Raw genomic sequence first — 18395 nt, 5'->3', positions numbered from 1 at the left:
TCGCGCATGAGTGATAAAGCCGTGTTGAGCTGCCGCAACCTGGGCAAGAGCTACGAGGAAGGCCCGGAGTCGGTCCAGGTCCTGTCGGGGTTGAACCTCGAGCTGCACCCGGGCGAGCGGGTGGCCATCGTCGGCAGCTCGGGCTCGGGCAAGAGTACCTTGCTCAATCTGCTCGGCGGCCTCGACACGCCAACCCAGGGCAGTGTCTGGCTGGCCGGCGAGGAGCTGTCGGCGCTGGGCGAGCGGGCCCGTGGCCTGCTGCGCAACCGCGCACTGGGCTTCGTCTACCAGTTCCACCACCTGCTGGCGGAGTTCACCGCCCTGGAAAACGCCTGCATGCCGCTGCTGATCGGCAAGACGCCGATCGCCGAGGCCCGCGAGCGCGCCGAGGCACTGCTCAAGCGCGTCGGCCTGGGGCACCGGCTGAATCACAAGCCCGCCGAGCTGTCCGGTGGTGAGCGTCAGCGCGTGGCGATCGCCCGCGCCCTGGTCAATCGTCCGGGCCTGGTGATGCTCGACGAGCCCACCGGCAACCTCGACCACCATACGGCCATGGGTATCCAGGAATTGATGCGCGAGCTGTCCACGCATTCGCAGACCGCCTTCCTGGTGGTGACCCACGACCTCAACCTGGCGCGCCAGATGGACCGCGTGCTGAGCCTGGAAGACGGGCGCCTGGTGGCGATCTGAATCGCTTGCGCGGGGCGCCTTGAGGCGCTCCGGTTCACACTTAGATTGGGTATCCCTGTTCATGTTCAGACCCTTGTCCTTGTTCATCGGTGCTCGCTACACCCGTGCCAAGCGTCGCAACCACTTCATCTCGTTCATCTCCATGACCTCGATGATCGGGTTGTCGCTTGGCGTGCTGGCGATGATCACGGTGCTGTCGGTGATGAACGGCTTCCAGCGCGAGATGAGCTCGCGCGTGCTCGGCCTGGTGCCCCATGCCGCGATCCTCGGCGCGCAGCCGCTGGACGACTGGCGCAAGGTCGCCAGCACCGCCGAAGGCAACCCGGCGGTGATGGCCGCGGCGCCGATCACCGAGATGGAGGGCATGCTCTCGTACAAGGGGGCGATGCAGCCGATCCAGGTTGCCGGCATCGACCCGGCCGAGGAGGGCAAGGTCTCCATCGTCACCCAGCATATCGTCCAGGGCAGCCTGCAGGCGTTGGTGCCCGGTGAATACGGCGTGGTGATCGGCGAACTGACGGCGCGACGCTTTCGCCTGAACACCGGCGACAAGCTGACCCTGATCGTCCCGGAGGTCAGCAAGGAGCCGGGCGGCATCACCCCGCGTATGCAGCGCCTGACCGTGGTCGGCATCTTCAAGGTCGGCGCCGAGCTGGATGGTTCCCAGGCCTATATCCATATCGCCGACGCCGGCGAGATGCAGCGCTGGGCGCCGGGCCAGGTACAGGGCGTGCGCCTGAAGCTGCACGACCTGTACGCCGCGCCGCAGGTGTCCAAGGCCATCGCCGCCGGGCTGGGCGACGGCTACCGCGCCGACGACTGGTCGCACACCCAGGGCAGCCTGTTCAGCGCAATGAAGATGGAAAAGACCATGATCGGCCTGCTGCTGATGATGATCATCGCCGTGGCCGCCTTCAACATCATCGCCACCCTGGTGATGGTGGTGAACGACAAGGGCGCGGACATCGCCATCCTGCGCACCATCGGCGCGACGCCGGCGCAGATCATGGGCACGTTCATGGTCCAGGGCAGCCTGATCGGCATCGTCGGCACCTTGATCGGCGGCGTGCTCGGGGTGCTCCTGGCGTTGAACGTCAGCGCCGTGGTCGGCTGGGTCGAGCGGGTCAGCGGGCAGCACATCTTCACCTCCGACATCTACTTCATCAGCAGCCTGCCGTCGGAGCTGCAGTGGGGCGATGTGGCGATCATCTGCGTGGCCGGGCTGGTGATGAGCTTCCTGGCGACCATCTATCCTGCCTACCGGGCCTCGCAGATCGAACCGGCGATGGCGTTGCGTTACGAGTAAGCGCTATCGCGGGGCAAGCCCGCTCCCACGCCGGTCTTTGATGCCTGCAAGTATGAGGTCTGGCGTGGGAGCGGGCTTGCCCCGCGATGCTTGTACACGAACCATGAAACATCCGGTACCGCTTCCCTTCGCTGTCGCTTGCATTGGCCATCTACCTTGAGAATTTTACTTCAAGGAGATCGACATGGATCGTCCCGCTTCCCACCGCCTGCGCCACGGCAGGTGTTCCGAGCCTAGCCGGGTCTACTTGCTGACTAGCACGACCAGGGACCGCTTTCCATTTTTTGAAGATTTCCAAGCTGCTCGTTGCTTGCCTTTCCATTTCAATCAGGCTGAGCAGGAGGGGTCTTTGTGCAGCCTCGCATGGGTGGTCATGCCTGATCACTTTCACTGGCTGATCAAGTTGGGAGATGACACGCTCGCTACGATTATGCGGCGATTCAAGTCGCGCAGCCGATGTTCGCTGTTCAAGCTTGGAAAACTGAAAGGACCATTATGGCAGCCGGGCTATCACGACAGGGCGCTGAGGCGGGAGGAAGATCTTCGCGAATTTGCCAGGTATGTGGTGGCTAATCCCTTGAGGGCAGGTTTGGTCAGGCGGCTGGGGGATTATCCTCATTGGGATGCTATCTGGCTATAGTCCATCGCGGGGCAAGCCCGGTCCCACGCCAGACCTCCTGTTTCCAGGCATCATAATCTGGCTCCCACGCCAGACCTCCTATTTCCAGCCATCATAATATGGCGTGGGAGCGGGCTTGCCCCGCGATGAGGGCTACGCAGGCAACTCGATCACGAACCGCGTCCACCCACCTTCGCACTCCGCCCGAATCTTCCCGCCGTGGGCCTGCACGATCGAGCGGGTGATGGCCAGCCCGAGCCCTGCATGCTCACTGCTGCCCTCCTGGCGCGCCGGGTCCGCTCGATAGAAACGGTCGAACAGCCGCTCCAGCAGTTGCGGGGGGATTGCCGGGCCACTGTTGGCCACCTCGATGCGCAACCCGGGCGCAAGGCTCACTCGGATCTCGCCGCCGGCCGGGGTGAAGCGCAGGGCGTTGTCCAGCAGGTTCGACAAGGCCCGGCGCAGCATGTGCCGGTCGCCTTCGACATGCGCCTGGCCCTCGCGTGACAGCCTGACTTCAGCTTCTTCGGCCAGTGGTGCGTAGTACTCCAGCAGCGCATCGACCTCGGTCGCCAGGTCCAGCGCCTGGCTGTTGGGCATCAGCAGGCCGTGGTCGGCCTTGGCCAGGTAAAGCATGTCGTTGACCAGCTGGGCCATCCATTGCAACTCTTCAAGGTTGCCATGCAGGGCCTCGCGGTACTCCTCTAGGCTGCGCGGGCGGGTGAGGGTGACCTGGGTGTGGGTCAGCAGGTTGGACAGCGGCGTGCGCAGCTCGTGGGCGATGTCGGCGGAGAATGCCGACAGGCGCTGGAAGGCGTCGTCCAGGCGCTGCAGCATGGCGTTGACCGTGCCGGCCAGCTCGGCCAGCTCCTCGGGCATCTCGGCGGCCGGCAGGCGGGTGGTCAGCGAGCGGGCGTTGACGCTGGCGGCGACCTTGCCCATCCGCCGCAGCGGCTTCAGGCCACGGCGCACGGCCCAGGCACCCAGCAGCGCGGTGACCAGCGCGCTGAGGCCGACCGTGAGCCAGATCAGGCGCTGCATACCTTGCAGGAAGTGCTGGTGATGGGTGATGTCGAGGAACAGGGTCAGCTGCGGCGAGGCGGGTCGGGTTTCGTCCAGCGGCAGGCTCAGCCCGCGGTAGTCGATGCCCTGGGTATGCAGGGTGGCCAGGCCGGGCTGATCCGGGGCGTCGGGCAGGTCGCTGCGGCTGGCGAACCAGGTGGTGCCGTCGACCGCGCGCACGCGCAAGGCCAGGTCGGACTGGTGGCTCAGCTCATTGAGCAGTCCCGGCAGGCGCGTGGCCAGTTGCTCGGGGCTGGTGACGCCGTCGAGCAGGCTGCGCATCAGCGACAGGCGGCCGCTGAGCAGCTGCTGGTCGAGTTCGACGAAATGCTGCTCGCTGGCGCGGCTGAACAGCAGGCCGGCGCCCAGCGAGACACTGGCGGTGCAGGCGGCGAACAGCAGCGCCAGGCGGCTGCCGAGTGACAGGCGGCGCATCAGTCCTGGCGCTCCTCGAGCACATAGCCCATGCCGCGCACGGTATGGATCAGCTTGGTGGCGTGGTGGTCGTCGATCTTCAGGCGCAGGCGGCGGATGGCCACCTCGATGACGTTGGTGTCGCTGTCGAAGTTCATGTCCCACACCTGCGAGGCGATCAGCGACTTGGGCAGCACCTCGCCCTGGCGGCGCAGCAGCAGTTCGAGCAGGGCGAATTCCTTGGCGGTCAGGTCGACGCGCTGGCCGGCCCGCTCGGCGCGCCGGCGAATCAGGTCAAGGCGCAGGTCGGCCAGGCTCAGGCAGGTGTCCTGGCTGGCGCTGGCACCCCGGCGCAGCAGGCTGCGCACGCGGGCCAGCAGCTCGGAGAAGGCGAACGGCTTGACCAGATAGTCGTCGGCACCCAGCTCCAGGCCATGGACACGGTCCTCGACGGCATCGCGGGCGGTGAGAAACAGCACCGGCGTGTCCAGTCCGGCCTGGCGCACGGCCTGGAGGATCTGCCAGCCGTTACGCCCCGGCAGCATCACATCGAGGATCAGCAGGTCGTGGTCACCGGTCAGGGCCAGGTGCTGGCCTGTGTCGCCGTCGATGGCCAGCTCCGTGGCGAAACCGGCTTCGCTCAGGCCCTGGCTCAGGTACTGGCCGGTCTTGGCCTGGTCTTCGACGATCAGCAGTTTCATGTGTTTACCAACGGTTAGGGCCAACGTGATGCCGAAATGATACGTGACGATCCGGCGGCCTGCCCAAGCTGACAAAGTTGTAATCTTCCCGTCAGCCAGCTGCCAGCCAGCCTTTTCGAGAATGGCCTCATTCTCCCAGAACGACCCGGAGTCACCCATGAAACACCTGTTCATCGCCGCCGCCCTCGCACTGGTCAGCCTGCCGAGCTTCGCCGACAGCGGCAAACCCTTCGCCTTCGGCGAGCCGGCCGAGGCGGCCAAGGCCACCCGCACCGTCGAGGTGGTGCTCAAGGACATCGCCTTCGAACCCAAGAGCATCAAGGTCAAGGCCGGCGAGACCGTGCGCTTCGTGCTGGTCAACCAAGGCAAGCTGCCCCACGAGTTCAACCTGGGCGACAAGGCCATGCACGCCGAGCACCAGAAGGAAATGATCGCCATGCAGGGCAAGATGTTCACCGCCGGCATGAACCACGAAGGCATGGACCATGGCCAGATGGATCACGGCCAGATGGGCGCTGGCCACGGCCATGACGGCGGCAATACCGTGCTGGTGCAGCCCGGCCAGCGCGCCGAGCTGACCTGGACCTTCCGCAAGTCGGCGCCCATCGAGTTCGCCTGCAACGTGCCGGGCCACTATCAGGCAGGCATGGTCGGCCCGCTGACCATCGAGTGACAACGGCTCCAAGGCGGGGTGCAAAACCGGTAGACTAGGGGCAATTTCGAACCTTCAGGTCAGTTTCCATGCATCCCGCCGCCGAACACTCCCCGCTGGGCAAGTCCAGCGAATACATCGCCACCTACACCCCCTCGCTGCTGTTCCCGATTCCCCGCCTGGCCAAATGGACCGAGCTGGGCGTGAGCGGCGATGCGCTGCCGTGGCAGGGCGTGGACTTCTGGAACTGCTTCGAGCTGTCCTGGCTGCTGCCCTCGGGCAAGCCGGTGGTGGCCATCGGTGAGTTCGCCATCCCGTGCGATTCGCCGAACATCATCGAGTCCAAGTCGTTCAAGCTGTACCTCAACTCGCTGAACCAGACGGTGTTCGAGTCGCTGGAGGCATTGCAGGCGTGCCTGGTGCAGGACCTGTCCGCCGCAGCCGGCAAGCCTGTCGGGGTCAAGGTCAGCACCCTGGCCGAGGTCGAGGGGCAGGGCGTGACTGCGCTGCCGGGCGAGTGCATCGATGCGCTGGATGTGAACATCAGCAACTACGAGCAGCCGCAACCGGAGCTGCTGCGTTGCGCGTCGGAGCGCGTGGTGGAAGAGACCGTGCATAGCCACCTGCTCAAATCCAACTGCCCGGTCACCGGCCAGCCGGACTGGGGTAGCGTGGTGGTGGAGTACAAGGGGCAGGCGCTGGATCATGCCAGCCTGCTGACCTACCTGATCAGCTTCCGTCAGCATGCCGACTTCCACGAACAATGCGTGGAGCGGATCTACCTGGACCTGAAGAACCTGCTCAAGCCTGAGCACCTGACGGTGTATGCGCGGTATGTGCGCCGGGGTGGGCTGGATATCAACCCGTACCGCAGCACCGGGGCGATCAGCCCGCAGAATCTGCGACTGGTGCGTCAGTAGTACGGGCATCGTGGGAGCGGGCTTGCCCCGCGATGGATGGCACCGGCTACGCCGGTCTCGCGGGGCAAGCCCGCTCCCACGTCCCTGTTTGTGCGCGACAGCGCAATGTGATCAGATCCCCATGCTGTGCAGGTGATTGGCGATATTGCGCAGGATGGCGGTAAGGTCTGGGTGATCGGCCTCGAAGCGTTCGACGGCGGTATTGACCCCATCGACCAGGTTGTTGTCCTTGGTCGCTTCTTCGAGTTTGATCTGGGCTTCGATCTGCTGCATCAGTTCATGCAGGTGGTCGCGCTCTTCCAGCGAGAGCGGTGGATTGCGGTCCAGTTGCTCGCGCAGGCTATCGAGTTGCTCTTGCAGTTCGCGGGCAGGCATTGTTCGTTCTCCATCAATGACTTGGCAAGCCATGGACCTCGGCGACACGGTAAAGGTTCTGGCCTGCCTTCTAGCGTAATCCACCTGCCGCTGCTTTGCATGACCCGTATCAACGGGGATGTATCAGGGTTTCTCGCCCTTGTGCCGGCGCTGGGCGATGTCCGCCAGGCACGTGTCGAGGGATTCCAGGTGATCGATCACCGAGTGCACGCCCAGGCCGAACAGCGCCAGGGTCGCCTTGCCACGGGTGCGCTCCTGTTCCTGCCGGGTCATGGCCTGCCATTGGCTGGAGCCCAGGTCGCAGGCCGCCAGGCCCACCGTCCACAGGCCGGCGTTGAGCCCGGCCTGCAGCAGCCGCGGCTCGCCGCTGACCAGCACGCAGCCTTCCAGGCGTTGGCTGTCGAGGCTCATCAGCGCCTGCCAGCAGGCGTTGGGCGCCGGCCACTTGCAGCCATTGACCAGATGGCCCGGCAGCCAGTCGGGCAGCACGCTGCTCAGGCGCTTGCCCTGGTTGGCGCTGAGTTCGTCGAGCCAGATGCACGGCACCGCCTGTGAGCGCAGGCGGTGAAGGGAATCGAGGGCGCCGGGGGCGGGCAGGGGGCCGCCGTCGGTTGCCTGGACCAGGCAGCCGCGCAGTCCGAACAGCACGGCGGTGAAGGCGGGTGCGTCTTGCATGGCAACGTCCCTAAATACCCCGCAAGCTACCCGGCGATTGTGACCAAGGGATGACGACTACAGTTGTTCACGAAATCTTGACAGAGATATGTAAAACTACCGTTCAGCCAGCAAGCCAGTATACTTGCGCCCTATCGAGCAGCGCGCCAAAGGCCGTTGCCGCCGTGAAATCCGATGGAGAAACATCTATGCGTAGGATCGGTGCCGGAGTGATCGAGCGAGTCACCCAGGCCTGTGTCTGCGCCAGCTTGCTGCTGGCGCCCGTGGCAGTCACCCAGGCGGCCACCGAGGAGGATCCGTGGGAGTCGGTCAACCGACCGATCTTCAAGTTCAACGACGTCCTCGACACCTATGCCCTCAAGCCGCTGGCCCAGGGTTACCAGTATGTCACCCCGCAGTTCCTCGAGGATGGCATCCACAACGTCTTCCGCAACCTGGGCGACGTCACCAACCTGGCCAACAACGTGCTGCAGCTCAAGCCTCGAGCGGCGGGTATCGACACGGCGCGGCTGATCGTCAACACCACCTTCGGCCTGGGCGGCTTCTTCGATGTCGGCACCAAGATGGGCCTGCAGCGCAACGACGAGGACTTCGGCCAGACCCTCGGCTACTGGGGCGTGCCCAGCGGGCCGTACGTGGTCATTCCGTTCCTTGGCCCGAGCACCGTGCGTGACGGCCTGGCCAAGTACCCGGACACCTACACCGAACCCTACCGCTACATCGACCATGTGCCGACCCGCAACTCGCTCATGGCAGTGGACGTGATCGACACCCGCGCCAGCCTGCTGTCGGCGGAGAAACTGATCCAGGGCGACAAGTACATCTTCCTGCGCAACGCCTACCTGCAGAACCGCGAGTTCAAGGTCAAGGACGGCCAGGTCGAAGACGACTTCTGATCGACCGGCTCACGTAAAAGGCGACCTTCGGGTTAATGCCAGTCAGTTAGCGCTTCATCGCACTTATTGGGGCTGCTTTGCAGCCCTTCGCGGGTAAGCCCGCTCCCACAGGATCGCGCAAACGCTGAATCGAGCGCTGTACCTGTGGGAGCGGGTTTACCCGCGAAGGGTCGCGCAGCGACCCCAATTGGTTTAACTGACTGGCATTAACCTTCGGGTCGCCTTTTTCGTAACAGTTCAATGCATGGCCAGGATGCGCAGGCCGAACTTCTGCGCGCCGCCGGGCTGGTCGGCGATCCACACCACCTCGGTGCTGGCATGCAGGCCGGCAAGGGCGGCATGGTCGGAGTCGATGCGCACCTCGAGCTGGTCGCCCACCTTGAACCGCTGCGGTGCCTGGACCTGCATGCCGCTGCTGGAGAGGTCGATGCACACGGCGCTGATCACCTGGCCGGCGTGCAGCAGGCTGACCTCGGTTTCAATGCGCATGCGTATGAAATCGCGTTTTTCGCTGTAATCCACGGGAGGCTGGGACATGCTTGCATCCTTTCGTCAGGTTGCGCCGATGTGCTTTCTTATAACGCCGGGTGATTTGCCCTGTAAAGTGCGCGGAAGTCTTCCTTGCCATGCTTGAAACGCCAGGCGGATGGGAGTACCGTCAGCGCCTTACAGGGCACCTCGCTATTTGCCGGACCAGTCTTCTTGTCCTACAACTCAAATAGAGAGTGGCTAGAGAGCATTCCAGTAGCCGTCTGTCGGTCCTTCGCAGCCGCTACGCCAACCCAAATCTGGCGCCGTTCGCCCACATGCAGAAACCCAGTGCAACGCTGCTGATCATCGATGACGACGAGGTGGTCCGTGCCAGTCTCGCCGCCTATCTGGAAGACAGCGGCTTCAGCGTCCTCCAGGCCGGCAACGGCCAGCAGGGCCTCCAGGTCTTCGAAGCACACCAGCCCGACCTCGTGATCTGCGATCTGCGCATGCCGCAGATGGGCGGCCTCGAACTGATCCGCCGGATCAGCGAGCGCGCGCCGCAGTTGCCGGTGATCGTGGTGTCCGGTGCCGGCGTCATGAGCGACGCGGTCGAAGCCCTGCGCCTGGGCGCGGCGGACTACCTGATCAAGCCCCTGGAAGACCTGGCCGTGCTCGAGCACTCGGTGCGCCGCGCCCTCGACCGCTCGCGCCTGGTGCTGGAGAACCAGCGCTACCGGGAGAAGCTCGAAGCCGCCAACCGCGAGCTGGAGGCCAGCCTGCACCTGCTGCAGGAGGACCAGACCGCCGGTCGCCAGGTGCAGATGAACATGCTCCCGGAAAACCCCTGGGTGGCCGGCGAGTTCGCCTTCGAGCACCAGATCATCCCGTCGCTGTACCTGTCGGGTGATTTCGCCGACTACTTCCGCGTGGATGACCGGCGCATCGCCTTCTACCTGGCGGACGTCTCCGGCCACGGTGCCTCGTCGGCATTCGTCACGGTGCTGCTCAAGTTCATGACCACGCGCCTGCTGTTCGAATTCAAGCGTGGCGGCAAGATGCGCGAGTTCAAGCCTTCGCAGGTGCTCAGCCACATCAACCGCGGGCTGATCAACTGCAAGCTGGGCAAGCATGTGACCATGGTCGGTGGCGTCATCGACGAGGACACCGGCCTGCTCACCTACAGCGTCGGCGGCCACTTGCCGCTGCCGGTGCTGTACACCCCGGGCCAGGCCCGCTACCTGGAAGGCCGCGGCCTGCCGGTGGGGTTGTTCGACGAGGCCAGCTACCAGGACCAGGTGCTGGAGCTGCCACCGCAGTTCAGCCTCACCCTGATGTCCGATGGCATTCTGGACCTTTTGCCTGGGGACACACTCAAAGATAAGGAAGCGGCCTTGCCGGAAATCGTCAAGGCGGCGGGTGGTAGCCTGGAGGGGCTGCGCCAACGATTCGAATTGGCTACGCTTGGGGAGATGCCGGATGATATCGCCCTATTGGTGTTGAGCAGGAACCTTGAATGAGTACTGGTAGAATCCAGTTCGCCGAGCAGAGCGGGACCTTCGTTCTGAAATTTGTCGGTGAAGTGCGCCTGACCCTGTGTTCGGCGCTGGATGCGACGATCGAGAAGATCTTCACCGCGCTGAACTTCTCGGCCATCGTCATCGACCTGACCGAAACCGAGAGCATCGACAGCACCACCCTCGGCCTGCTGGCCAAGCTGTCGATCCTGTCCCGGCAGAAAGTCGGCCTGCTGCCGACCGTGGTCACCACCAACCCGGATATTTCCCGCCTGCTGCAGTCCATGGGCTTCGACCAGGTGTTCAACATCGTCGACCGCCCGGTGCCGTGCCCGGAATGCCTGACCGACCTGCCGTCCCAGGACCAGGACGAGAGCGTGGTGCGTTCCAAGGTGCTGGAGGCGCACAAGATCCTCATGGGCTTGAATGACTCCAACCGTGAGGCGTTCCATGACCTGGTGAGCGCGCTCGAGCGGTCTTGATCCTGCACTGGACCTGCCGACGCCATCGCGGGGCAAGTCGCATCGGCGCACCGCCGCTCCCACAGGAAACAATGGTGTTCATTGTGGGAGCGGGCTTGCCCCGCGATGGCGTCACTCCTGGATGAACGCCGTAGCCGGCGAACCATCCGCATTCAACTGATACACCCGCTCCGGCCGCCCCTGGCCATCGAAGAACACCTGCCCCAACCCCGCGCTGTTCCACAACCGCTCCCCTGCCTTGCTCCGGCTGGGCGTGCGCGGCACCACCTCCATTTCCCGGCGCTTGGTAAACCAGTTGAGCGGCGATCGCGGCGAGTACAGCCAGCGATTGAGCCGGTCGAGCACATCCAGCAGGCGCCGGGGAAACTCGTTCTTGATCCCGCTGCTGGTCACCTGCCACAGGTGCGGGCTGCGCTGGCGGTGGCGGATAAGCACCTCATAGACGAACGAGTAGTGCACGTCGCCCGACAGCACCACGTAGTGCCCCGGCGTGCGCGAATGGCGGAAGATGTTGAGGATCACCTGCGCCGCGCCGCGATGGGCCATCCAGTTCTCCGCATCCACCAGCAGCGGGTAGCCCAGGGCGCTGAACACCCGCTGCACGGTCTCGATCAGCTTGACCCCGAAGATCGGCGCCGGCGAGACGATGATCGCCGAAGGATGGTCGAGCAGCGCCTGCTGCAGTTCGCTCAGCGCCTCCCAGTCCAGCAGGCCGGAGGGCTTGGCCAGGCTGCTTTCGCTGCGCCAGCGGCGGGTGCGGGTATCGAGCACCAGCAGCGGCGGGTTGCTGGGCAGCGCGTACTGCCAGCCCTGGAAGCGCAGCAGCTCGCCGATCAGCTCGTCCCGTGCCTCGTTCAGTTGCCGGCATTGCCCGACCAGCGCCGCGCAACCGTCCGGGTCGTTGCCCCAGCCCTGGCACAGCAGGTAGCCGAGCAGGGCGTTGCCGATGATGCGCCGCGAGAACGGGTGGCCGTAGGCGGTCTGTTCCCATTGCGCCGACAGGTTCCAGTCGTCGGTGATGTCGTGGTCGTCGAAGATCATCAGGCAGGGCAGGTGAGCCATTACCCGCGCCACCTGGCCGAGGCCGTCGCAAAAAGCCTCGATCAGCGGCAGTTCGCACTGATAACGGGCCTGGCGCTGCTCGGTCAGGCCCTCTGGCATGTCCATCCGCACCAGGGTCCACGGCAGCGGCGACCAGACCAGCAGGTACATGGCCATGACCTCGGCGAAGGTCACCAGGTGATTGTCGGCGTTGCTGGACGAGAAGATCGGCTTGCGCTTGCCGCCGAAGAAGCGTTCGCGCAGGGTCTCGTTGCCTTCCTGGGCCGGCAGCAGGTCGGCGCGGTGGTAGTAGCAGGCCGGGTGGCGATAGAGTTCGGCGCCGCTGTCGACCAGGGCGCCGTCGAGGGCTTCGTCGAACAGGCCCAGGCGCTCGATCAGTGCGTGGATGGCACGCAGCATGGGGCCGGCGACATCGTCGGCATAGACCTGGTCGCCGCTCATCAGCAGCACGGCGGGGCGTTCTTCTGGGCGCGGGTTGGCGGCAAGCAGGCGGTCGGCGCACAGCAGGCCGTCGGCAGCCGGGTGATGGGGCTTGCGGCAGGATCCGTGGAGCAATTGGTCGAGGCGCTCGCGCAGCACGAAGCTGGGGCGGCTGGCGCCGGGGTAGAGCAGGTGCGGGGCCCAGTCGGCGATGCCCTGGCCGTTGGCCAGGCGCAGGTCGTAGTCGAGCGCCACGTTGCTGGGCAGTGGGTGGTCGAAGTGGATGTCCAGCAGATGGATGAAGGCGTGCACACCGACCGCGATCACCTCGCAGCGCGTGGTGACGCCTATGCCGGCCTGGTCGAGGAGGAACTCGGGTTGCAGCGGTTGCGAGCCGACCAGCCAGATGGCCAGGCGTTGCGGTTCCAGGCGGCGGAGGATGGGGCCGGCGAGGACGAGGGGGAGCGACGGGGTAGGTGTCATCTATCTTGAGCAAAACATGAGAGGTGGGTCTGGCTCAGGCCCTGTGGGAGCGGGTTTACCCGCGAAGAAGGCACTGCGGTGGCTGGCACCGGCTGCGCCGGTGTTCGCGGGTAAACCCGCTCCCACAGGGTGCGTGTTATGGCCTGGTACGAAAACGGGCGGGAAATGCTCTGCATTAACCGCCCGTCGATCAAGCCGAAGATGTATCAGGCTTTGTCAGCCAGCCATCAGCGCTTCCAGCTTCTCCTGGTCGCGGGCGAACTGGCGGATGCCTTCGGCCAGCTTCTCGGTGGCCATGGCGTCTTCGTTCATCGCCCAGCGGAACTGGCTTTCGTTCAACTGCTGCTTGGCTTCGCCGGCATTGCCCGGCTTGAGCAGGCGTGGCAGTTCGCCCTGGTCGTCCGACAGTTGCTGCAGCAGTTCGGGGCTGATGGTCAGGCGGTCGCAGCCGGCCAGTTGCTCGATCTGGCCGATGTTGCGGAAGCTCGCGCCCATGACCACGGTGTCGTAGCCGTTTGTCTTGTAGTAGTCGTAGATGCGGGTGACCGACTGCACGCCCGGATCCTCGGCGCCGACGTATTCCTTGCCGGTGCTCTTCTTGTACCAGTCGTAGATGCGCCCCACGAACGGCGAGATCAGGAACACCCCGGCATCGGCGCAGGCCTGGGCCTGGGCGAAGGAGAACAGCAGGGTGAGGTTGGTCTGGATGCCTTCCTTCTCCAGCTTCTCGGCGGCGCGGATGCCTTCCCAGGTGGAGGCCAGCTTGATCAGCACGCGGTCTTTCGGCACGCCGGCCGCTTCATACAGCTCGATCAGCTGACGGGCCTTTTTCAGCAGCGCCGGCTCGTCGAACGACAGTCGCGCGTCCACCTCGGTGGAGATGCGCCCCGGAATGACCTTGAGAATGCCCGAGCCCACCGACACGGCGAACTTGTCGCAGGCCAGGTCGACATTGCCCTTGGCATCGGCCTTGACCTGCTTGAGCAGGTCGGCGTAACCCGGGATGGCGGCGGCTTTGAGCAGCAGTGAAGGGTTGGTGGTGGCGTCGACCGGCTTGAGGCGGGTGATGGCGTCCAGGTCGCCGGTGTCGGCGACCACGGTGGTGAACTGCTTGAGTTGTTCCAGCTTGGAGGTCATGGGCGTGCTCTGTCCTGTGCAATGACTCGACATTACCCGAGCCCCGACAGCCACTCAAGGCCCGTCGCAGGCGTATCGGGAAACCCTTCGAAGCAGCCCGCTCCCGTGTGTAGGAGCGGGCTTGCCCCGCGAAGGGCTGCAAAGCAGCCCCGGCCAACGCCAGGGCCACGGTAAAAGGCTAACCCTTCGAGTGCCAACCCCGCCCCAGGTTCCCTCAGCGCCCCTGCAACAGCTCGGCGGCCTGGTCCAGCACCTTCAGCGGTTCGCTGGTCTTGTGAATGTCCGCCGACAGCAACTGCCGGAAGCGCCGCGCTCCCGGGAAGCCCTGGCCCAGCCCAAGGATATGCCGGGTGATGTGATGCATCGCGCCGCCGCTTTGCATGTGCGCGACGATGTACGGACGCAGCTTTTCCATCGCCTCGGCCCGGCTGACCACCGGCGCCGTGCTGCCGAACAGTTGCTGGTCGACCTCGGCCAGCAGGTACGGGTTGTGGTACGCCTCGCGCCCCAGCATCACGCCGTCGAAGGTCTGCAGGTGGGTGCGGCACTCGTCGAGGGTCTTGATACCGCCGTTGAGCACCAGCTCCAGGTCCGGGAAGTCGGCCTTCAGCTGCGCCGCCACGTCGTAGCGCAGCGGTGGGATCTCGCGGTTCTCCTTGGGCGACAGGCCTTCGAGGATGGCGATGCGCGCATGCACGGTGAAGCTGCGGCACCCGGCGTCGCGCACCTGGCCGACGAAGTCGCACAGCTCGGCGTAGCTGTCGCGGCCGTTGATGCCGATGCGGTGCTTGACCGTGACCGGAATGCCGCCCGCGTCCTGCATGGCCTTGACGCAATCGGCCACCAGCGCCGGATGGCCCATCAGGCAGGCGCCGATCATGTTGTTCTGCACCCGGTCGCTGGGGCAGCCGACGTTGAGGTTGACCTCGTCGTAGCCGGCCTCCTCGGCCAGGCGCGCGCAGGCGGCCAGGTCCGCCGGCACGCTGCCGCCCAACTGCAGGGCCAGCGGGTGCTCGGATTGGTCATGGCGCAGGAAACGCTGGGCGTCGTTGTGCAGCAGGGCGCCGGTGGTGACCATTTCGGTGTAGAGCAGCGCATGCTGGGAGAGCAGGCGCAGGAAGAACCTACAGTGTCTATCTGTCCAGTCCATCATCGGTGCCACGGAGAAGCGGCGGGACGGCTCGGGGCGCGTGGTTTGTGGCTTTGAAGCTGTTTCTAGGGGCATTCTGGTCTACACGGTTTTGTACCATTTTCCAGGGTTTTCAGACGTTTTTGGTGTGACGGTGGTACGATGTACCACCGCCAATCACGCTTGTACCACCGGAAAATATGGCAACGATCAGAGCAAGGAAAAAGGCCGATGGAACGGTCAGCTATACCGTCCAGATCCGCCTCAAGAAAAAAGGTGTCCTAGTCTACCAAGAGTGTCAGACCTTCGCCCGCAAGCAGGCAGCTCAAGCCTGGGCGAAGCGACGAGAGACCGAGTTGGCGGAACCTGGAGCGATCGAGCGGGCCAATCGTGGCGGGCACGCCGTCAAGGACATGATCGACCGATACCTGGTGGAGGCAGAGAAAGCTCGGCCGCTTGGCAAGACGAAGCGGCAGACCCTCGTGGCCATCAAGAGTAGCTACCTGGGCGACGTGGTCGATTCCGATATCTCTCAGCAGGTCCTGGTGGACTATGCTTTATGGCGCATGAGCCCCGAGGGTGGTGACATCAAACCGCAGACAGCTGGCAATGATCTTGCTCACTTGGGCTCAGTGCTGTCGCTGGCCAGGGCGGCGTGGGGGTATGAGATCAACCCTCAAGCCATGCCGGATGCGCGCCTCGTGCTGAAGCGGCTCGGTTACAACATGAGGAGCCGTGAGCGGGATCGAAGGCCCAATCTCGACGAACTCGACAAGCTGCTCGAGCATTTCTTCGAGATGCTTTCACGGCGCCCGACTGTCATTCACATGCCCAAGGTGGCGGCGTTTGCCATCTTCTCAACACGGCGTATGGACGAGATCGCCCGCATCTTGTGGGAGGATCTGGATGAGCACCGCCAGGCGGTGAAAGTGCGCGACATGAAGAACCCGGGGCAGAAGATTGGCAACGATGTTTGGTGCCATCTCCCTGATGAGGCGTGGAGGATTCTGCAAAGTATGCCGCGCCAATGTGCTGAGATTTTCCCTTACAACAGCGACTCAATCGGTAAGGCCTGGTCCCAGGCCTGCAAGATGGTTGGTGTGGCGGATCTGCATTTCCACGATCTGCGCCACGAGGGCGTGAGCAGGCTGTTCGAAATGGATTGGGATATCCCCAGAGTGTCGAGTGTTTCTGGTCATCGTGACTGGAACTCGCTGCGGCGTTACACCCACCTGCGGGGGCGTGGCGATCGATACAAGGGATGGAGTTGGTTAGAGCGGATTATCCAGGCGCCAGTTACCCTCGGCGCAAGGGTTGACTAGTTGGGCTTGCCCCTTGTAATCGATGGATTCGGACGGCGGCAGGCTATGGTCTGTTCCCTAGCGATTCAACCCTTAGGGGCGATGAAGGGCGGCCACGATTATTAGCTTCGATCCAAAGCTGCTGCTGGAGTCAAGCGGCTAACCGTCGAAATCAGTCGTAGGGACGACCAGTTCCGCGCCAAAGCACAAGCCTGCGAGCAGCCTTTGACTGCATCTGTTCCGCACCCGTCCCATGCCGGATTATGAGACAGTTGGTTACCTGGGTCCTAAAAACTGAACCATTAGAGATATTTTCTTGTTCTCCCCAGAGCTGCCGGGGTATACACCTCAGGAAAGAAATTTTCTAAGGATGGTTATGGTAGTAGAGAAGTGCTATGCGGCTGTGTGCTTTGTTCAGCTTGATCCGAACGGTTCCAAATTTTTCGGTTTCTCGGAATTTCTTGCGGGTCTTGCTCTTATGGTTCTCGCCTGGACAATCGGTGACGTGCGCTATCGCTTTCGTGTCCAAACCGCCCCGATTCCGCTCCAACGGTTAACCTACTCAGTCGTTGCTATCGTGGGTGTACTCACCTTATTGACCGACCTATGGCGTGCTCAAGGGTGGCTCGTACCACGAGGCAGTTTGCTCACCCCACCCTTATGGCAGGCCTTCCTCGCCGGTATCTTCTTCATTACATTCCTAACCTGGGCATGGTTCGCCTTTATAAGGCGACCAACATTCGGAAGGCGGAACGCCGAACGCTATGCACAGACCTTGTATCGACACATTCTGAAAGGTGACCCGAAAGAACTGTCTGTGGTCGCTGACGAACTCATGTACTCTGCTAGAGCATTGGTGCGCTACGCAACTGATCGGAAAGTTTTTGTAAATCACCACCCAAAATCAGATGGAAGTCAAACGTCGCCGGTCCTGCCTAAAGTAGAGTCCTATGCGAATGATATCCTGCTTCTTATAGCCGATAAAAGACTTTGTCGTGTGATAGTCGAATCCTCGCCGGGCGCTGCGCTTGCAATCTTTGACGAAATTGGTGAGACCAAAAAATACGGTGTCCAGATCGAAATTTTCGCCAAAAATATCGTGAGAGAGGCCCTGCTAAATACGAACTCGTTTATCTATCATGAGTCTATGGGGTATGAGTCAGGACTAATCGGATACCACCAGCCCCTAAGTCAAGCAATGTTCGGAAATCATATGATGGTTGACACCATTGGAACTTTGCTTGATCCAGACCTCGTGGGGAATCGGAAATGGACCGCTGTACAGTGGGAAGCTTACTGTAGGGTGGTTTTGATTACCCTCCGTGACTATGTAAAAAAACCGCACTGGCATCACTCTAATCCCCTGTTTCGCGCGAAGGGCTATATCGAGAATGCTGTTTATGGGCTGTACAAGTTGAATGCGGTAGCCAATTCGCTCGACAGCGATACCGTTCAGTGCCTCCGGATAGTCATCGATTTCATCAAAGATGCTGTTGAGATTCTGGATAAGAAAGGGAAGCCTGACTACATTCGCCTTCGCGTGAGAGTGGAATACGGCCATCCATATGAGTCGATTTACGATGACATTGCCAGCATGATTTTTGAGGTTATCTTCCACGCCTCGTCTGTAGCTTCGCCGCAGTGGGAGTGCTGGTTTATCCAGCATAACTCGATCTGGGGGCCGATTAACCACGGGCTTAATGGGGCGAGTGGTAAAGTGGTGAAGTATAAGTTTCGCCGGCTGTTGTATGATGCGATTGCTGAGATGGATCGTTTCCCTAATTTCAAAGGTGCGAAAATTCTCGGGTTCTGCCTTAATGTGATGGGGCTGGAAGTGCATGAGAGTAGTCGTGGAAAAGAAAGCTGGCCATTGCATAAAGCGATTATTAGTTGGACAAAAAAGCATTATGTTTGGCTATATAATAATAGCCCTCGCGTAGCTGAAGCCTGCCTTGTCGACGGCATAACTTTCAATGTTGAAGAACTCCAGCTTGTGAAGACCTATGGAGCGGATGGGCTTCGGCGCGAGCCGCGTTACGTCCGCTTAGATTTAGAACCCGATAATTCAGCAGATAAATGAAAC

General features: G+C 62.7%; 18 protein-coding genes. 10 read left to right on the top strand and 8 right to left on the bottom strand.

Annotated elements, in window-relative coordinates; genetic code table 11:
- The first annotated feature begins 6 nt into the window (after positions 1-6).
- The 3 genes from lolD to VUG52_RS18840 all read left to right on the top strand — a co-directional run bounded on the left by lolD (position 7) and on the right by VUG52_RS18840 (position 2636).
- Entirely contained in the window at positions 7-690 is a 684-nt protein-coding gene (gene lolD / locus VUG52_RS18850) for a lipoprotein-releasing ABC transporter ATP-binding protein LolD (RefSeq protein WP_177330835.1), read from the top strand.
- Positions 691-751: 61 nt separating this feature from the next.
- Positions 752-1996 (top strand): lipoprotein-releasing ABC transporter permease subunit, encoded by a 1245-nt coding sequence (locus VUG52_RS18845; protein WP_262950332.1) that lies wholly within the window; start codon positions 752-754, stop codon positions 1994-1996.
- A gap of 184 nt (positions 1997-2180) precedes the next feature.
- Positions 2181-2636 carry an REP-associated tyrosine transposase gene (locus VUG52_RS18840; RefSeq protein WP_050704852.1) on the top strand — a complete coding sequence of 152 codons (456 nt, stop codon included), beginning with the start codon at positions 2181-2183 and terminating at the stop codon, positions 2634-2636.
- Positions 2637-2768: 132 nt separating this feature from the next.
- On the opposite strand, the gene VUG52_RS18835 is transcribed toward VUG52_RS18840, so the two are convergent.
- The gene (locus VUG52_RS18835) at positions 2769-4112 is read right to left on the bottom strand and encodes a heavy metal sensor histidine kinase (protein ID WP_423812660.1); all 1344 of its coding nucleotides are present in this window, start codon (positions 4110-4112) and stop codon (positions 2769-2771) included.
- Positions 4112-4792, bottom strand: a complete 681-nt coding sequence (locus tag VUG52_RS18830) for a heavy metal response regulator transcription factor (protein WP_050704853.1) — start codon at positions 4790-4792, stop codon at positions 4112-4114. The genes VUG52_RS18835 and VUG52_RS18830 overlap by 1 nt, the downstream gene beginning before the upstream one ends.
- Positions 4793-4949: 157 nt before the next feature.
- Between VUG52_RS18830 and VUG52_RS18825 the strand changes: the two genes are divergently transcribed.
- Both VUG52_RS18825 and queF read left to right on the top strand, forming a co-directional pair.
- Positions 4950-5465 carry a cupredoxin domain-containing protein gene (locus VUG52_RS18825; protein ID WP_050704854.1) on the top strand — a complete coding sequence of 172 codons (516 nt, stop codon included), beginning with the start codon at positions 4950-4952 and terminating at the stop codon, positions 5463-5465.
- A 68-nt stretch (positions 5466-5533) separates the two neighbouring features.
- Complete coding sequence (queF, locus tag VUG52_RS18820; RefSeq protein ID WP_050704855.1) at positions 5534-6364, top strand: NADPH-dependent 7-cyano-7-deazaguanine reductase QueF; 831 nt, start codon at positions 5534-5536, stop codon at positions 6362-6364.
- Between the two features lie 111 nt (positions 6365-6475).
- Here the strand turns inward: queF and VUG52_RS18815 are convergent, their stop codons facing one another.
- Positions 6476-6739 carry a DUF4404 family protein gene (locus VUG52_RS18815; RefSeq protein ID WP_050704856.1) on the bottom strand — a complete coding sequence of 88 codons (264 nt, stop codon included), beginning with the start codon at positions 6737-6739 and terminating at the stop codon, positions 6476-6478.
- 123 nt (positions 6740-6862) lie between these two features.
- Positions 6863-7414 carry a phosphonoacetaldehyde phosphohydrolase-related protein gene (locus VUG52_RS18810; RefSeq protein ID WP_050704857.1) on the bottom strand — a complete coding sequence of 184 codons (552 nt, stop codon included), beginning with the start codon at positions 7412-7414 and terminating at the stop codon, positions 6863-6865.
- Between the two features lie 188 nt (positions 7415-7602).
- Here VUG52_RS18810 and VUG52_RS18805 point away from each other — a divergent pair, with 188 nt between their 5' ends.
- Positions 7603-8310, top strand: a complete 708-nt coding sequence (locus VUG52_RS18805) for an MlaA family lipoprotein (RefSeq protein WP_050704858.1) — start codon at positions 7603-7605, stop codon at positions 8308-8310.
- Positions 8311-8547: 237 nt separating this feature from the next.
- On the opposite strand, the gene VUG52_RS18800 is transcribed toward VUG52_RS18805, so the two are convergent.
- Positions 8548-8847, bottom strand: a complete 300-nt coding sequence (locus VUG52_RS18800) for a PilZ domain-containing protein (RefSeq protein ID WP_050704859.1) — start codon at positions 8845-8847, stop codon at positions 8548-8550.
- Between the two features lie 269 nt (positions 8848-9116).
- On the opposite strand from VUG52_RS18800, the gene rssB reads away from it, so the two are divergent.
- Together rssB and rssC are read left to right on the top strand one after the other, a co-directional pair.
- Positions 9117-10301 (top strand): two-component system response regulator RssB, encoded by a 1185-nt coding sequence (gene rssB, locus VUG52_RS18795; protein ID WP_028692716.1) that lies wholly within the window; start codon positions 9117-9119, stop codon positions 10299-10301.
- The gene (gene rssC, locus VUG52_RS18790; RefSeq protein ID WP_023631332.1) at positions 10298-10780 is read left to right on the top strand and encodes an anti-sigma factor antagonist RssC; all 483 of its coding nucleotides are present in this window, start codon (positions 10298-10300) and stop codon (positions 10778-10780) included. The genes rssB and rssC overlap by 4 nt, the downstream gene beginning before the upstream one ends.
- A 111-nt stretch (positions 10781-10891) precedes the next feature.
- On the opposite strand, the gene VUG52_RS18785 is transcribed toward rssC, so the two are convergent.
- From VUG52_RS18785 to dusA, 3 genes are all read right to left on the bottom strand, one after another.
- Positions 10892-12745 (bottom strand): alkaline phosphatase D family protein, encoded by a 1854-nt coding sequence (locus VUG52_RS18785; protein ID WP_050704860.1) that lies wholly within the window; start codon positions 12743-12745, stop codon positions 10892-10894.
- A gap of 216 nt (positions 12746-12961) precedes the next feature.
- Positions 12962-13882 carry a transaldolase gene (tal, locus tag VUG52_RS18780; RefSeq protein WP_050704861.1) on the bottom strand — a complete coding sequence of 307 codons (921 nt, stop codon included), beginning with the start codon at positions 13880-13882 and terminating at the stop codon, positions 12962-12964.
- 214 nt (positions 13883-14096) lie between these two features.
- Complete coding sequence (gene dusA / locus VUG52_RS18775; RefSeq protein WP_331831894.1) at positions 14097-15107, bottom strand: tRNA dihydrouridine(20/20a) synthase DusA; 1011 nt, start codon at positions 15105-15107, stop codon at positions 14097-14099.
- A gap of 104 nt (positions 15108-15211) precedes the next feature.
- Between dusA and VUG52_RS18770 the strand changes: the two genes are divergently transcribed.
- Positions 15212-16333, top strand: a complete 1122-nt coding sequence (locus VUG52_RS18770; protein ID WP_331831893.1) for a site-specific integrase — start codon at positions 15212-15214, stop codon at positions 16331-16333.
- A gap of 355 nt (positions 16334-16688) precedes the next feature.
- The gene (locus tag VUG52_RS18765; protein ID WP_331831892.1) at positions 16689-18392 is read left to right on the top strand and encodes a hypothetical protein; all 1704 of its coding nucleotides are present in this window, start codon (positions 16689-16691) and stop codon (positions 18390-18392) included.
- Positions 18393-18395: the final 3 nt, after the last annotated feature.

The organism is Pseudomonas sp. LH21, assembly GCF_036549575.1.
Taxonomy (GTDB): Bacteria; Pseudomonadota; Gammaproteobacteria; order Pseudomonadales; family Pseudomonadaceae; genus Aquipseudomonas; species Aquipseudomonas peradeniyensis.
The sequence above is the reverse complement of the archived record's forward strand: the minus strand, read 5'-3'. Positions and strand labels throughout refer to the sequence as shown.

Coding starts and splice junctions, on each gene's coding strand:
- lolD (WP_177330835.1), top strand. CDS start 7: ATGAGTGATAAAGCCGTGTTGAGCTGCCGCAACCTGGGCAAGAGCTAC.
- VUG52_RS18845 (WP_262950332.1), top strand. CDS start 752: ATGTTCAGACCCTTGTCCTTGTTCATCGGTGCTCGCTACACCCGTGCC.
- VUG52_RS18840 (WP_050704852.1), top strand. CDS start 2,181: ATGGATCGTCCCGCTTCCCACCGCCTGCGCCACGGCAGGTGTTCCGAG.
- VUG52_RS18835 (WP_423812660.1), bottom strand. CDS start 4,112: ATGCGCCGCCTGTCACTCGGCAGCCGCCTGGCGCTGCTGTTCGCCGCC.
- VUG52_RS18830 (WP_050704853.1), bottom strand. CDS start 4,792: ATGAAACTGCTGATCGTCGAAGACCAGGCCAAGACCGGCCAGTACCTG.
- VUG52_RS18825 (WP_050704854.1), top strand. CDS start 4,950: ATGAAACACCTGTTCATCGCCGCCGCCCTCGCACTGGTCAGCCTGCCG.
- queF (WP_050704855.1), top strand. CDS start 5,534: ATGCATCCCGCCGCCGAACACTCCCCGCTGGGCAAGTCCAGCGAATAC.
- VUG52_RS18815 (WP_050704856.1), bottom strand. CDS start 6,739: ATGCCTGCCCGCGAACTGCAAGAGCAACTCGATAGCCTGCGCGAGCAA.
- VUG52_RS18810 (WP_050704857.1), bottom strand. CDS start 7,414: ATGCAAGACGCACCCGCCTTCACCGCCGTGCTGTTCGGACTGCGCGGC.
- VUG52_RS18805 (WP_050704858.1), top strand. CDS start 7,603: ATGCGTAGGATCGGTGCCGGAGTGATCGAGCGAGTCACCCAGGCCTGT.
- VUG52_RS18800 (WP_050704859.1), bottom strand. CDS start 8,847: ATGTCCCAGCCTCCCGTGGATTACAGCGAAAAACGCGATTTCATACGC.
- rssB (WP_028692716.1), top strand. CDS start 9,117: ATGCAGAAACCCAGTGCAACGCTGCTGATCATCGATGACGACGAGGTG.
- rssC (WP_023631332.1), top strand. CDS start 10,298: ATGAGTACTGGTAGAATCCAGTTCGCCGAGCAGAGCGGGACCTTCGTT.
- VUG52_RS18785 (WP_050704860.1), bottom strand. CDS start 12,745: ATGACACCTACCCCGTCGCTCCCCCTCGTCCTCGCCGGCCCCATCCTC.
- tal (WP_050704861.1), bottom strand. CDS start 13,882: ATGACCTCCAAGCTGGAACAACTCAAGCAGTTCACCACCGTGGTCGCC.
- dusA (WP_331831894.1), bottom strand. CDS start 15,107: ATGCCCCTAGAAACAGCTTCAAAGCCACAAACCACGCGCCCCGAGCCG.
- VUG52_RS18770 (WP_331831893.1), top strand. CDS start 15,212: ATGGCAACGATCAGAGCAAGGAAAAAGGCCGATGGAACGGTCAGCTAT.
- VUG52_RS18765 (WP_331831892.1), top strand. CDS start 16,689: ATGGTAGTAGAGAAGTGCTATGCGGCTGTGTGCTTTGTTCAGCTTGAT.